General features: G+C 55.7%; 9 protein-coding genes and 1 pseudogene. 1 reads left to right on the top strand and 9 read right to left on the bottom strand.

The genetic code is table 11. The annotated features are described in order from the left end of the window. Window positions 1-216: 216 nt before the first annotated feature. The 3 genes from ACFOFO_RS19135 to ACFOFO_RS19125 all read right to left on the bottom strand — a co-directional run bounded on the left by ACFOFO_RS19135 (window position 217) and on the right by ACFOFO_RS19125 (window position 4,082). Window positions 217-1,419 carry a cyanophycinase gene (locus tag ACFOFO_RS19135; RefSeq protein WP_390322501.1) on the bottom strand — a complete coding sequence of 401 codons (1,203 nt, stop codon included), beginning with the start codon at window positions 1,417-1,419 and terminating at the stop codon, window positions 217-219. A 234-nt stretch (window positions 1,420-1,653) separates the two neighbouring features. Next, window positions 1,654-2,871, bottom strand: a complete 1,218-nt coding sequence (locus tag ACFOFO_RS19130; protein ID WP_390322499.1) for a polysaccharide pyruvyl transferase family protein — start codon at window positions 2,869-2,871, stop codon at window positions 1,654-1,656. Between the two features lie 725 nt (window positions 2,872-3,596). Beyond that, a complete protein-coding gene (locus ACFOFO_RS19125) occupies window positions 3,597-4,082 on the bottom strand; it encodes an adenosine-specific kinase (protein ID WP_390322496.1) in 486 nt (161 codons plus the stop codon). 272 nt (window positions 4,083-4,354) lie between these two features. Here ACFOFO_RS19125 and ACFOFO_RS19120 point away from each other — a divergent pair. Beyond that, window positions 4,355-4,587 (top strand): annotated as a pseudogene (locus tag ACFOFO_RS19120) (DDE-type integrase/transposase/recombinase); the annotation flags it as partial. An 87-nt stretch (window positions 4,588-4,674) separates the two neighbouring features. Here ACFOFO_RS19120 and ACFOFO_RS19115 read toward each other — a convergent pair. The 6 genes from ACFOFO_RS19115 to glk all read right to left on the bottom strand — a co-directional run bounded on the left by ACFOFO_RS19115 (window position 4,675) and on the right by glk (window position 13,879). Next, window positions 4,675-7,584 carry an EAL domain-containing protein gene (locus tag ACFOFO_RS19115; protein ID WP_390332458.1) on the bottom strand — a complete coding sequence of 970 codons (2,910 nt, stop codon included), beginning with the start codon at window positions 7,582-7,584 and terminating at the stop codon, window positions 4,675-4,677. A 218-nt stretch (window positions 7,585-7,802) separates the two neighbouring features. Next, a complete protein-coding gene (locus ACFOFO_RS19110; protein WP_390322491.1) occupies window positions 7,803-8,579 on the bottom strand; it encodes a hypothetical protein in 777 nt (258 codons plus the stop codon). An 896-nt stretch (window positions 8,580-9,475) separates the two neighbouring features. Continuing rightward, window positions 9,476-10,264, bottom strand: coding sequence for an outer membrane beta-barrel protein (locus ACFOFO_RS19105; protein WP_390322490.1), 789 nt, complete (start codon window positions 10,262-10,264; stop codon window positions 9,476-9,478). 227 nt (window positions 10,265-10,491) lie between these two features. Then, on the bottom strand, window positions 10,492-11,496 hold the full coding sequence (locus ACFOFO_RS19100) for a hypothetical protein (RefSeq protein WP_390322489.1): 1,005 nt from the start codon (window positions 11,494-11,496) through the stop codon (window positions 10,492-10,494). Between the two features lie 819 nt (window positions 11,497-12,315). Next, entirely contained in the window at window positions 12,316-12,594 is a 279-nt protein-coding gene (locus tag ACFOFO_RS19095) for a hypothetical protein (protein ID WP_390322488.1), read from the bottom strand. Window positions 12,595-12,853: 259 nt separating this feature from the next. Continuing rightward, window positions 12,854-13,879, bottom strand: coding sequence for a glucokinase (glk, locus tag ACFOFO_RS19090; protein WP_390322487.1), 1,026 nt, complete (start codon window positions 13,877-13,879; stop codon window positions 12,854-12,856). Window positions 13,880-13,984 lie beyond the last annotated feature (105 nt).

The raw sequence follows: 13,984 nt of genomic DNA, 5'->3' as shown, positions 1-13,984 counted from the left end.
GATAGGTGCAAAGAAACGCCGTGGGATTTCTCGCGTGCTTTTGGAGTAATTGGAATCCTGTCGCTTATTTGTGCATTAGCGGGATCGCTTATCTGGGGTTATGGGGATCTGTGGCTGTGAACATAAGGCAATAGGACACGATGATGTGAGCTGTCCTTGCTCATGGCGGAAATAGGTCCAAGTCCCCCAGCAACTCAATAAATCGAGCGTCAAATCTCAATACGGAGACGACGTTAACTCGCCAGAGTATGCATCGACGTAGTACCCCGTCAACCCAGTCCAGTCGGACAGGTTGAAAACGGTATCGGAGTCCGCAAGTTTCTTGATCTCTACATTCATCATGGTCAACGGTTTCCCTGACGCACACACGGTTGGCGGATTTAACGGCCGGACGAAATAGACGGCGCTCTGCGTCGTTGTGGACGGATTCGTCACTCTTCGCGCAGTGAAGGCGGCGTTGGTGCCCTCGTTCCCTTGCACCAGCAAGGCAGTCTCAACATCCACGCCGATACCGCGCGCGGTGGCAGAACTGCTTGTTCCTGACGCGAGTATCCCTCCTGGACAACCGAAACTTGAGTTGGGAGCAACCAGCCGTGCAACAAACGCAATCAGTCGCCCCATTCGATCCCGGCTGTCAAGGTGGGCGTCGAGAACCGTGTTCGCCAAGGATGGCGGAGCTAAAAAACCTCCCGTCAGGCTCAACGGACTTGGATCCAGCGTCATGTATTTGTTGTAGGGGTTGGACAAGGCCTGAGTTGAGGTGACAGTTCCTTTGAGTGCGGCATAGTCGAACTGCCCCAGGACGGCCAGCCCTGCACTGGTACCGCCAATCGGCACGTTGTTTCTCATCAGAGCCTGAAGGGTCTGATCCAGCCTCGTTCCCTTCCAATAGTTGATGTAGTCGCTCTGATCGCCGCCCGCAATAAACACGGCATGGGCCTTGCTCACCACAGAATTGACAAATGCATCGTTCGCGGCTATGACGCTGGGAATCACGAGAGTTTCAACCGAAGTCAGCCCGAGGGATGCACCGCCGACCCATTGATCCGCGATGGTCGCTGACGTCGTTAGAGCCGCATCGCTGTAATAGATGTAAGGATCGTAGGCATCGGTGCCCGTGGCGCGGATCACGACGAAACGCCCTCCAGTTCCTGATTTGATGCCAGCTCTGGTGATCATCCAGCGAAACGCCTCGTCAACATCAGGACCACCGCCCATCAGCACGATCGACGAAGTAGACGGGGGTGTCGGTGTCGCTATCTGTGCCTGCGCGTTGCCCGTGACGAAATAGCTATAGGGCTTGCCTCCCGCGCTAGCGATGCCAAGCGCGGCCGTAAACACCAACCCCACCCCCCCACTCACCAAAATTCGTCTCGATAGCCAGCACGTCATCAGATTGGAAAAGAAGGATGTTTTCATGATCACAGGTCTCCACAAGAAACGGCGGTTGTTCAGATAGGTAATGGCGTTCTCTCACAAAAATTTGCAGCGGGCAGACACCAGCCGATGTCTGCCTCTGGCCGGATGCTGCCGGTCAACCATCAAATCGCTAAATCCTATAGTGGAAACATTGGCAAAAATTTATTAAATATCAAGAGATACAGCATTGGCAGCTCTTGGCCGATGCTGGTCATTCGTGAATTGCACGAAATTTCAGCCCAGCCTAGAGCAGATCGGAATGAATCCTTGGCGGTAACGGGTGACTAGCTCTCTGGCCGTGTGCTGGAGTTGTGCTCTGTCTATGGCCAAGGCATGCCGAATTCCGTGAGCGATTTCGTATACTTCAACTGTCGCGGGCGTGCCTGCCTCTTCCCAGGTGGCGGCGAAAGCAGCCTGCTTGGTGGGCCGCGTTGCCTGCGCTGGATGGTGGAGATTAATGCGCGGCAGGGCGAATGCCATGGCAACGATCCTGCCATGGAGGCTGCTTCCGAAATAGACGCGACTGTAGGCGATCAGGGCGCAAATGTCCCAGAGGTTCAGGGATCTGAATATCTTCACCGATGGAGCGTGCATGCGTGCTGCGGCGCGCTGGTAGCACAACAGATCGTCGTGCCACGGCGCTGCACCAGCGCGGAAAAATGCCACACCAAAGCCGCTTGAGATCGCAATCTGATCAAGCTGGGCAGCGATTTGCGTCAGTGTTTCATCATCGCCAAAGTCGGCACTGAACTGCACGGCAATATACCCTTGAGGGAACGCCCCAAGAATCTGCGCGATCTCGCTTTGCCTTGCGCGCTGGCGGATCTTCGTGCCGAACATGTCCGCCACCATCACGGCAGGATCGGGGATGAGCCGGGTCGTGACACCTGATGCGTCCAATAGCGCCTTTGTTTGCTTGTCTCGCACACTGACATCATCCGCTGCCTTGAGCTTCGCCAATACTTCGGCGCGCATCGCCGGTTCACATTCGTTGAGGTCCACGCCGCCGACAGCGTTGTAGAACACGTGGGCCGCATGGGGAAACAACTCTCGTGGCAGGGTATAGGGCGCCAGCGCGGCGCCTCCCAGCTTACTACGCGCCCATGCCAGCCTTTCTTGTGTCCGGCCATCGAGCCGTGCAACGGTTTCTTGCGCCTGATCCGGCGGCAACAACATCACCGCTGCCTCCCAGGCGTCGCAGGTAAGGAGTTCACCGCCCACGTGGATGATGTTTGCAGGGCGTTCGCCCCAGTGTGCGGCAAGTTGCGCTAGCGGGCTGACCTGATGCCCGCCATGAGATCGCAAATCACGCTCTGCCAGGCCGGCGAATAGCAATTCTTTACGTGCCAGCATGCCTGTGACGATGTGTGGGAACAAGAGGTCACCGAAGTTGTGGCGATCGAAAGCGCCAAACAGAACGGTGGGAACGCCTGTTGTTGCATCGTGTGTCACGGGATGAATCCTAAACGCTGCGTCTTGTGGCAGGATACTTGTCTGAAGTGTCGTGGCGCAGACAAATCCGACAGGCAGTGTCAGAACTCGCCCCTGAGCGGAAGATCGATCTCCGTCAAAGCAGATGCTCAACTAGGCAATGTAACGACACTTGAAAAAATGCGGCGCCGCCGGCCGGGCGTTTGCGTGGAGCGGGTGGTTAGAGCGTTTCTTGCACATAGTAGAGCTGCTTATGGCCACGCTCCATATAGCGCTGCGCAGTTGCCTCTGCCGAGCCAAATTCGGGGGAAATACCAGATAACAGTGCGGTTGCCGTTGTCGTCGAGCCGCCAAAGCGCCCAATGGGGAAGTCACAACAACGCCCTTGATAACAACCATCAGTGCGTCAAATTCTGCGCACCAACAGTCACAAGGACGCCGTCCAGCACTGAGTCGCACTCAGGTGCTGGAGTGGTGTAAGGCGCTCTCAGAGTACCGGACATCGAACGCCCGTCCTATTTCACATAGTCGTATAAAGGCTTGTCTTTGTCGACGACATGAACGGTAAAGAGCTTGAGCGACCCGTCTCCGATAACCTTGAAGCCGCCATGAGGTACGTCCCGAAGATTCAAGATGGGAGTTCCAGTTTCCAGCATCGAAGGCTCCTTCCCAGGAGCTTGAATCATCGCTCTGTAGAAGCTCTTCGGCGGTGTTTCATTGACAAATCAGTCGCACCAGCGCTTGAATCAAAGCTTGTAACCGATCTGCCGCAACAATGCCTTGCGCCACTGGATGTCGTCTTCGGCCTCGATATCTTTAGGTGGAAAGCCGTCCACTACTCCCAGGATTCCTCGGCCCTGCTCCGTCTCGGCGAGAATCACTTCGGTCGGGTTGGCCGTCGCGCAGAATATGCGGCATACCTCCGGCACCATCTTGACGGTGTTCAACACATTCAGCGGGTAGTAGCCGTCCCCGAGGAACACGATGAAACAATGGCCGGCAGCGATGCTCATGACATTCTTCCGGGCAAGGTCGATCAACGCGGGATCGGTGCCCGACCATCGCACCAGGCATTTGCCGGAGGCTTCGCAAAAGGCCAGTCCAAACTTTATGCCTGGCACGGTGGCCACCAACGCTTCGTGGATGTCTTCAACGGACTTGATGAAGTGCGTCTGGCCCAGAATGAAGTTGGTCGCTTCCGGCTTGTCGATTTTCACGGTGATGAGTTGCATGGCGAACGCTTCCTTAAACTTATCCGACTCCCCTGAGTGAACTCCTAAAGCAGATCAAACGCAATACTTAACGATCAAATTTTCTAGTCTAACTCTAGCAAAAAATATCGCGAGTTCACCGCAACATATCGTGCGTTCCATCATGCACCGGGCATTACGATTTACGATTCTGATGCAATTATCGCCATTCGCTGGAATAGCCAAATTTTGAATGTGATGGCAAAGCTCAATAGCATGGAGGATCTGCTCAAGGGCGAACCGTTGAACAGGGGATTATCATTTTGTGCGTGCGCTGGTACTTGCGCTACAAGCTGTAATATCGTGATCTGGTCGAAATGATGGCCGAACGAGGCTCGATGTGGCGCACACGACGATTCTGCGCTGGGTACAGCGCTTGGTCCCGGAGTTTGAGAAGCGCTGGAACCGATATGCCAGTAAAGAAGGTTCATCATGGCGGGTCGATGAGACCTATCTCAAGATTCGTGGCCGGTGGGTCTACCTGTATCCACTCATGCCCGCACAACAGGTGCCGGCGCCACAAGCGCATCTGGTGATAAGCCGGCCACAATCGCGGCGCGCCACCGCATCAGGCTCAGTGCGGTTTTTTGAATATTATCTGGTCAAGCAGATCGATTTGCGCCAGCGTGTTAGCTGACTTGCCCAGCATGTGTACAAAGTGCACGAGTTGCTCGTCCTGAATGAAACTCGCTGATGAAGCTGCCATCAGCAGATTTTCAGGTGACTGCGGCCGCGCCACGGCATAGCCTTGCACATAGTCGACACCAATCTCAGCCAATGTCTCCACGGTCGCATTGTCTTCAGCCCACTCAGCGATGGTTTTCATGCCGAGGTTCCGGGCCAGGTTGACGATCGCTTCGACGATGGCAACATTGGCCGGGTGCGCGTTCATATTGACGATGAAGCTGCCGTCAATCTTGAGCAGGTCCGCCGGCAGCTCCTTCAGATACGAGAACGAGGTGTAACCCGCGCCGAAATCGTCGAGTGCCACCTTGACGCCGTAGCTGCGCACCTTATCGATGAAACGGCGTGTATTTTCGAGGTCGTGCAGTGCCACGCTTTCGGTAATCTCGACACATAATCGACCGGCAATGTGCATGTTTTTCGCCAGCATAACGAACGCATCCTGCACGAACCTTTCATCGTTGAGCGACGCACCGCTCAAATTCATGCAGACGAATTGCGTGCGCGTCAGGCGCGCGTAGTGGGTGTCGATCCAGGCCAAGGTCGTCGATAGCACCCAGCGATCGATCACGCCGATGCGGCCGCTGTTTTCTGCCGCCGCAATGATGCTCCCGGCGGGCATCACGCTACCGTCATAGTTGCGCATCCGCAGCAACACTTCGAAATTGAGGGATTCATGCGGCGCCGTAAGCGACATGATGGGCTGCATCTCGAGGAACAGGCCTTCGGTCGCTGTGCTGGACGAAAGGCGTTCGACCAATCTGAGCTCGGCTTCGCGCTCACTGAACGCGATCGCGTTCTTTTCGTACACGACCAGACCTTCGTGATGACCGCTCTTGGCATCACGACAGGCACGGTCAGCAGTCGACACGATGTCTTTGATTTGCATGTCCGGGCCGACTTCGATCAACCCGATCGAGCCGCGCACCTGAAACGCCTTGTCGCCCACGCGAAAAGGCGCGGTGCAAATACTATCGACGATACCGCGACAAATCCACGCAGCGAGCTGCATTGTGGTGTCGGGCAGAACGATGATGAATTCGTCGCCGCCGACGCGACCAACTTGCTGGCTGCCTGTGAGCAGTTTGGTGATGCGCTCACAAACCTGCTTTAGCACCTCATCGCCAGCGGTGTGGCCAAACAGATCATTGATTAGCTTGAAACGGTCCAAGTCGAGATAGGCCAGCGCGAGCGGTTCACCTTCAGCCATTTGCCGGATGGCGCGGTCGAGCACTTTCTCGATGCCACGGCGATTGAAGACCTTGGTGAGCGGATCGTTGTTGGCCATGAAGCGCAGATCCTCGGTTGCCCTGGATTGCTCGGTGACATCCTGCAACAAGCCTTCAATCTTGCCGTGCGCCAGCGTTGCCTTGACCATAAAGTGCCTGGAATCGCCCTTGGGCGTCTCTCGACCTTTGAGTTCCAGTTCGCCATCAGTCTGGGTAGTCACCAGGTGCGACAACTGAGTCCAGGCGCCCTCGTTGAAATACTGCCCCCATACATTGGGCTCGTCAGGCATTGTTTTTAGGTCCAGCATCGTCAGCAAGGCTGGATTGGCGCTCAAGAATCGGCCGTGCAAGTCAAGGGTAAACAGGCCAATGGGCATCGCCTCGTAGGTGTGTTCGAGTTCGGCTTGTGCTTCCAGTCGCTGGTTGTGCTCCAGACGCATTTGTTCGGCAATTGCCAGCGCCGCCAGCAAGGTCGACGATAGCGCTGCAGTGACACTGTTGACGGCACCAATCAGGCCTTTGAAACCCATTGCGGCTGAAAGTACCTCATAGAAACTGGCAAGCAGCGTAATGCCAATGGAAGCGCTATACAACAATGCCACCCGAGAGCGTGTCTGTATCAGGATACGCCCCAGGTAAAACACCAGCACCACAATGTTGAGGGCAGTTGCGACCCACATGATTGGCAGGAACGACTTGTAAGACAGGAGCACCGACATGAGAAGCAGCGGCACGCAGGTCCACTGCGCGAAACGCAGCAGGAAGGTATAGCCGACTTTCGCGAGGTCGTCGCGAAACAGCGTTCTGAACCAGGTGATGGTCAACATGTTGTACGCAGCAATGGTCACGGGCCGGCCCAGCATCAGCACATCCTGCGGAACCGCGCGACCAAGCCATTGCGTGTCCCAGCCCGCCGACAGGGCGCCCATCCGCAAGTTGACCAAAAGCCATGTCGCGAACAGTACATAGGTGGCATTGCGATTGATCAGTGCAGTGATTAGCACGAATAGCGCCAGGATAATCAAGCCGCCATCGAGTAGCCCGGAATTGCGGTGGAACTCCTGTGAACTGTTCTGTAGCTGCACCGCCGGCCATTGCAGCAGAGATATGCGGGCGGGGCCGATGAACGATGCCCGACACAATATTTGCTTCTCCGACAGGGTTGTAGGGAGAGTTAGCGCATAACCCGCCTTGGCCAGTGAAATCTCGCCGTTAGTGCTAACGCGACTCCCGCTCCCAAGCGGTCGCAAGCTTGTTGCATCCCAACACGTAATTTCATTCGCATGCCGCGAAGGAAATTCGACCATCAAGGGTAGGTTTGCCGTCTCGGGACGGACGTGGAAAGTGAACCAAAACGGTGCTTCAGATAAACGTGTGTCGTGATGCAGGACGTTTTGTCGATTTTCTAGCTGGGCCAAGGCTTGCGCCGGAGTGAGCGCAGCGCTGGAACTAGCCATAACACGGAATTCAAGTTGCTTCGCGTCGCTAGCCGGATAACTTGTTTCCCAAGTGAAAAACGCAAGCAAAGATACCAACCCGATGAAGCCTGGCAGCGCATATGTCGAAAACATATACAACAGCTGATCCAAGCTCATGGGGACAGCAGTGGCCCATCTTCGGTATAAATCAAAAACTTTTGACATCGCTATTAATAATTCATCACAGATACGAGCGCGCACGACAATACAACGAGACTCTACAATTTCTCCTAGGATAGCTGAAATGTGTATCCATGGCGCAAGAAAAATAGCCTGCCCGCAACACAAGGAGGACGGGCAGGCTGCAGACGTTACATTCTCATAACAGAATCCATGGCAGATTCCGTAGGCTTGTAGGCCGTATCGATGAGAGTATGGACACCGACATCGATATCCGCATGGAGCGTGCGGAAGAAGAAGTTGAACAGCGGGTGCTTGGTCGCAGCCCAACGCGGCTCAACCGCGCTGACAGCTAATGACATGATCCGGTGTGGCAGGTTCCCAACATGCCGCAAGGGAATAAAGCCCAGATCGGGATAGACGTCTTCGAATAGCAAGCGCTCATATTGCCGGTCAAGGGGCGACCGACCGGTGGCCACCATCGATTCGATCCCAGTCTGATGGCAATACAGAAAAAACGCCTTGAAGAGCACGGTTTTAACGACGCGCCCAATCTTGTCTTCAGTAACCCCCAGGCGAGTCGCTTCGGCCAGCGATTGTTCCTTGAGCCAGCTTGGCAGATCGACTGATTGCTCGACGCTGAGCGGTTTGTAGTGGTTGGTCTGAATGCGCATGGTGCCGAGGGGGGAGCCGTCCAATTTGGATTCCGCAAGCAACACCACCACGCCATTTTCCGCGTCACTCGTCTCGGGCGACTTGAGCGTTTCGGCGAATGTTGGCACATGGCGCGCGTAGGCCGAGTGACGGATATGCACGGCCTTGCAAAGATCATCTTCATTGCGCACTAGCCTGACCGTAAAGGGAAGCCTTTCCTCGGCCATGACCGGTTGCTGGGGCACTCGTGCGCGCGGTGCACTAGTGACGATCCAAGGGGATAGATTGACTGCTGCGGCGTGTTGCTGGTTCATGGTGATATTCCTCAAAGGAAAAGATAGAGTGGATTGCTCAAGCGAACACGCCTTGAAAAATTGATTTTCATTAATTCACGGCGTGATCGAGTGCAAGCGTACGCGACGCATTGCTCCACAGATACTAATGTGATCGCTGAGGTGATCGCTGAAGTGATCACATGAAATGATTGCTTCAAAAACAACATGCCGATCAGAAATTTTAGGATGGGGAAAGCTTGGCCGATAAATCATGCGCAGCTTGATCACCCGCAATCGGCGACAAGCTTGTCATTGATGGGTGGGAGTTTTTTGGAACATCCGGCAAGTTGGAATCAATCCACACTGCCATGGAGGGCGTATCAGGCAGCTATGCAGGTGTTTTGCGGGTATGCCGATCGCCGCCTATCTGGGCGAGAAGGCAATTATCCGCGGGCTGGAATTGCGGGAAGGTAATTAACACAGTACCAAAGAACAGCCGGAAAAATCTGGCACGCTTGGACCAAATTCTACGACAGGCCGATGGGCTGGGGGCACGCTGCTGATCGCCGACGCCTGTGTTCACCATCTAGACCATGGCTCCATCCGTTTCTAGATGGCAATGACCGTGCTATCCGACTACAGAGTCATTGCGACCTATGGAACCTGTCCGAGGGCATACGGTCGCCAAGCCGACGTCTTGCTAAATCGGTCAAGGGGCCTACTATGCCAGGCTACACAACGCCGACATGACGCGTCAAGGTGACCTGGATGGACGGTTCCGTCTTCGACTTGGTAACCAGATAGCGCCATTCGGCTCGGTTCCCTCGCGAGCCGAAAGAGCGGCATGGCAACATTGTTCTGAACCCTGCGGAAGTCGACTTGTTAGTACTCTCCGGTTATACGAAGCACTTAGTCAACTCGCTCAAGCACTATTATCAGAAGATGTACAAGGCAGTTAAGGTAACGCCACGCTTCACATGCTCTGGCTGCGCAATTGTCCCCATGAATTGCCCGTTGCGGGTGACCGGCATGTCGTCGCTGCGCTCGACCCTGATCCAGTCGTAAGCGGTGCGCAATTCCCAATGCGGAATAAAAGCAGGCCGGATGCTTGCGCCGACTTGCAGGCCTTTCGACCACTTCGTTTCGAGCGCTGCTGGATCCAGCAGACCAGAGAAACCCACTCGCAGCCGCTCCGGCTCGGAGATCACGACTGCGGCATCCGCGGCGATTACGCCGGCGCCAGCCAGATTCCATTTCCCTTGCACGCCAGCGAGCATTCTTCTTGAAGTGTACTTTTCTTGCAATCCGGCCGCAGTGTGGGTGCCCCGGATGTCGCGCGCCCACTTTTCCCATTCGAGCGCCGCGAACGCCGAATAACTATCGGTTAAAGCATAAGCGCCCCCGGCGCGAAGGTGTATGAGCCGCGTCGACGTCGTGGAATCCACCGCGCCGCCGATCTGGGTCTGGCCGTGGTACGGGATCGAACGATCGTGGATCACTCCTTCCGTGAACCAGATCAGCTCATTCGCTTTGTACGCCACGCGCGCCGAGATGCCGGGAAGCCAGCCCTCCTCGCGCACCAGCTGGCGGCCGGTCTGGTCAAACTCGGTGTTGGTCTGGTAGCGAGCGCTCAAACCGACGCCGCCTTGCCATTGCGCGCTGGCCGGCTGCACTAACGACGCTAGTAGCGCCGCAGCGGCTGCGGCGCGAAAGATCAATGTCATTGGAATTCCCAAACGAAAAAAGACTCCTATAACATCGAGCTGTTTTCTCATTCTGTTGATGGTTGGCCGCAAGGCAAGCGGTCATGCGGATAGACAATGAAAAAGCCACAGGATCCAACCTCTGTGGCTTTTTCTCTTACTACGCCCCGGAAAATCGCGCTTACGCAAGATTCAACATGTTTAGTAAGCGGCCCACCTTTAACCGCGCTACATTGAGCGTGAACCGATTAGAGACTCGACTTGAGGGTCGTCCAGCTGACGGTGATGGTCTGTGTGATCACGCCGTCGCCCTTCGCGCTGTAGTCCAGTCGCACATTGTTTGCGTCAATGACGGTCACCGTCACTGAAGACGATGCCCCGTTGATGATCATTGAACCGGAAGTCGGCGTACCGCCAATCGTGCTCACAAACGGCTGCAGATTCTTCACGGTGTAGGTGAACTGGCCGAGTGAGCTGGTATTGCCGGACATCGTGTAGTTGGCGGTGGTATTGACCGTACTACCAAAGATAACGCTGGTCGCCGAATAGTCGGTTAGCGTACGGTCGGCGACCTTCACGCCTGCTTTGCTCTGCGAGCCTTGCAACGACTTGCCAGAAATCGCGAGCGACTTGCTAGTTGAAGAGGACTGGTTATACCCGATTTTCATGTCGCCGGTTGCCGTGACAGATTCGCTGCCGCTGGTCACACCGAATGCGTTGAACTGGAAGTCCAACGTTGCGCTCCAGGCGCCGGTGGTGGAAACCGTGCCAGTGATACCGGACAATATGACCGTGAAGGCGCCATTGATGGTGGCCCCGTTCTCGACGCAGTTGGTGGCTGTGAAGGTCAGGTTGTCGCCATTGCTCGGGCCGGTCTGACTTTGTGCAGTGCCATTGATCGCTATGGTGCCGCCGCCAGGGCATGCTTGCGAAGTGGAGACGCCAGTGAGTAGCTTCGGCGCGCCACTATCGAATGCCTGCATGACCAAGTCGAGCGCGGGCGATACCGTGCTGACGCCTGTGCCTTCAATGCTGACACCCGTCACCAGCGTACTCACCCCGGTCGACGAATTGCCGATGGCCCCGTTCGCAGCATAGGCATTGCCGGCAACCTGAGTGGAGTTGGCGGAGGAAATTGTTGAAAGTGTTGTCGTTGATCCGGGGAGCGTCGATGTCGAGGCAGAGGTGCTACCGCCGCCGCCTCCGCAGGCTGAGAGAACCAGTGCAGTGCCGATCGTCAGGGACAGCAGCAAGGAGGTATTCTTGATTTTCATATTACTCCAGGAAGGAAAGTGGGCTTTTTTAAGCTGGCATGCCCAACGTGCCGTGGCTAGTGTAAAGGAAATTAATAAAATGACATAGTTCTTGAGCGATCGCCTTAGGTTAGCCAAAAGCTTGCACGTCCATTAGATACAGTGTTCTCAAAGGCCGCTGCCGGACATAGTTGCCAATTCAATAGTCAGTTTCTGGAACAGCGTTGCCAGCACTTTTGAGGGTCAGCGAGCGGGTTACAGTAAGTGAATCAAGGAACGGTTAGCCATCTTTGAGGCGCAGTGACATGTGCACTTCACCTAGCTCTCCTTCGATGAGCATCGCGTCCCATTCGCGGCCGAACGTCTCGAAGTCCACGGATGTTGGCGATCGCATGATATTGCGCCAATTTTTTCAAAAATTATCGTCGATGATTGAACGTTCGTCGTGGCGATGGAACGCAGCAACAGTGCAGGCTCCAGCCAATCGCAGGTGGGTCAATCGAATGTGAAAATACAGGGTCAATTTTCGGCGATATACAACAATCAGGAGCCCAGATTAATCGCAAAAGCCACGCCCACCCCTACTACGGCATGATCTTCAGCTCCATGCGCTGCGACATTGGCACCAGTTACGAGATGGCCAACATATGAACGCGCCGTCAGCCCAGCAGCGATATCCCGGCACATGGGTCAAAATTGAATCGGCGCCCACAAGCTCAGCGTTGACTGTCTGCTTGGGAGAGTATCGATCGGCCGCCTTCGGTTGGTTGCAGACATTCCTTCGCTGCGCAATTGCTTGATGCAGCGCGGGGTGTGATGCTAATCATCTCTATGGTGTTTCTCTTTCTTCTCTTTCTTTAGTTTGCATTTGTCTTTCTTGCATTTCCAGTATTCATCTTCTCGCTCTACGTAAACTCGCTGTGGTTGTACGTACACCGGCTGAGGCTGCACATACACAGGCGCCGGCGCCGGCACATAGACACCTGGAATACCCACATTGATGCCTACATCAACATTGGTTGCCATAACAGGTGTTAACGGAAGCATTAAAGCAGCCGCGGTGATTAGACATGCCGAAGTGGGGAAATACTTTTTCATTATTTGGACTCCTTCATTTATTTCTTTATTGAACACTTAACGATTTTGTGTGACTAGATGGAAAAAGTAAGAGGCGTTGCAAAATGTAACGCGTCGGGCGCAAGCTGCGATTTTAATCTTACCTAACGCCCGCTCAGTGTCATCGGCGGCAACCCTGTCGGATCTTGCCAGGAATCAGAGATTGAAACACGGAACCTGATCTGGAACAAGTTGATGCAGTCTGCCTTGGGTAACAGCGTCGTGTAACGACAACGCTGTTTTACTGAACACCCGGGGCAGTGGTAACTGTGGCCGGAAAGGATTGCTGCTCGATCGCCAGGGCCGCGCCGGTCAGGGCCGCCAGGGTGTCGGTGATCAAGGCGGTCGGGACTTCCTGCAGATAGTGGCGAAAACGTCCCTTGGCTTCGAAACGCTCGCGGAAGCGCGACGCAAAGAAGTACTGGCTGAACCGTGGCACGATGCCGCCACCGATATAGACACCACCGCGCGCGCCGAGCGTCAGCGCCACGTTACCGGCGAAACTGCCAAGCAGCGCGCAGAACACATCGAGCGTTCGGACGCAAACCGGATCGCTGCCCGCCGACCCATGCGCGACGATCTGCTCCGCAGTGAAACGGGCCGCAACGGCCCCCATCAGCTCGGCGACGGCGCCATGCAGCACCGGCAACCCGATACCTGACAGCAGCCGTTCGGCCGACACATGCGGATAGTCGCGGCGCACCCGCGACAATAGCGCGCTTTCAAACTCGTCGGCTGCTGCCAATGTCGCATGGCCGCCCTCGCCAGGCAAGGCGACCCAGCCAGTGCAGGTCTGCATCACGCCCGCCACGCCCAAGCCGGTGCCGGGACCGATCACCGCCAGGGTGCCATGCGGTTTGGGAAGCGCAGCATGGGCCTGTATCTGCGATGGGCGCAAGCGCGGCAGCGACAATGCCAGTGCCTCAAAATCATTCAGCATGATCAGCGTGTCCAGGCCCAGTTCGGCCTGTACCGCGGCGCGTGAAAAATTCCATTGGCTATTGGTCAGTGCGATCTGGTCGCCTGCCACCGCGGTAGCCACCGCAAAAGCGGCGTGGCGCGGCGGCCGGTAAGCATCGCCCAACACGCCTGCCAACTGGTCCAGATAAGCAACCGCGGCCTCGGCCGGTCCGGCATGATCGGACACCGGCAAGTGCTGCACCTGCTCGACCCCGTTGTGACTCCCGGTGATCCAGCCAAAACGGGCATTGGTACCGCCGATATCGGCCACCAACCATGGAAACGACGCTGCCAGTGGCGCACTCACAGCCAGTTCCTCTCGAACGGGGTCGCGCCACGATGCTTGCGGATGCGACGTGTCAATCGAACGGGATACAAATGTGCAGGCACGGTGGTCATCAGCCTTGCTGTT

Origin of the sequence: Pseudundibacterium arcticum (genome assembly GCF_042646465.1) — a bacterium.
GTDB lineage: Bacteria > Pseudomonadota > Gammaproteobacteria > Burkholderiales > Burkholderiaceae_D > Undibacterium_A > Undibacterium_A arcticum.
This window is presented reverse-complemented; position numbering and strand designations above follow the sequence as displayed.

Coding starts and splice junctions, on each gene's coding strand:
- ACFOFO_RS19135 (WP_390322501.1), bottom strand. CDS start 1,419: ATGAAAACATCCTTCTTTTCCAATCTGATGACGTGCTGGCTATCGAGA.
- ACFOFO_RS19125 (WP_390322496.1), bottom strand. CDS start 4,082: ATGCAACTCATCACCGTGAAAATCGACAAGCCGGAAGCGACCAACTTC.
- ACFOFO_RS19115 (WP_390332458.1), bottom strand. CDS start 7,584: ATGTTTTCGACATATGCGCTGCCAGGCTTCATCGGGTTGGTATCTTTG.
- ACFOFO_RS19110 (WP_390322491.1), bottom strand. CDS start 8,579: ATGAACCAGCAACACGCCGCAGCAGTCAATCTATCCCCTTGGATCGTC.
- ACFOFO_RS19105 (WP_390322490.1), bottom strand. CDS start 10,264: ATGACATTGATCTTTCGCGCCGCAGCCGCTGCGGCGCTACTAGCGTCG.
- ACFOFO_RS19095 (WP_390322488.1), bottom strand. CDS start 12,594: ATGAAAAAGTATTTCCCCACTTCGGCATGTCTAATCACCGCGGCTGCT.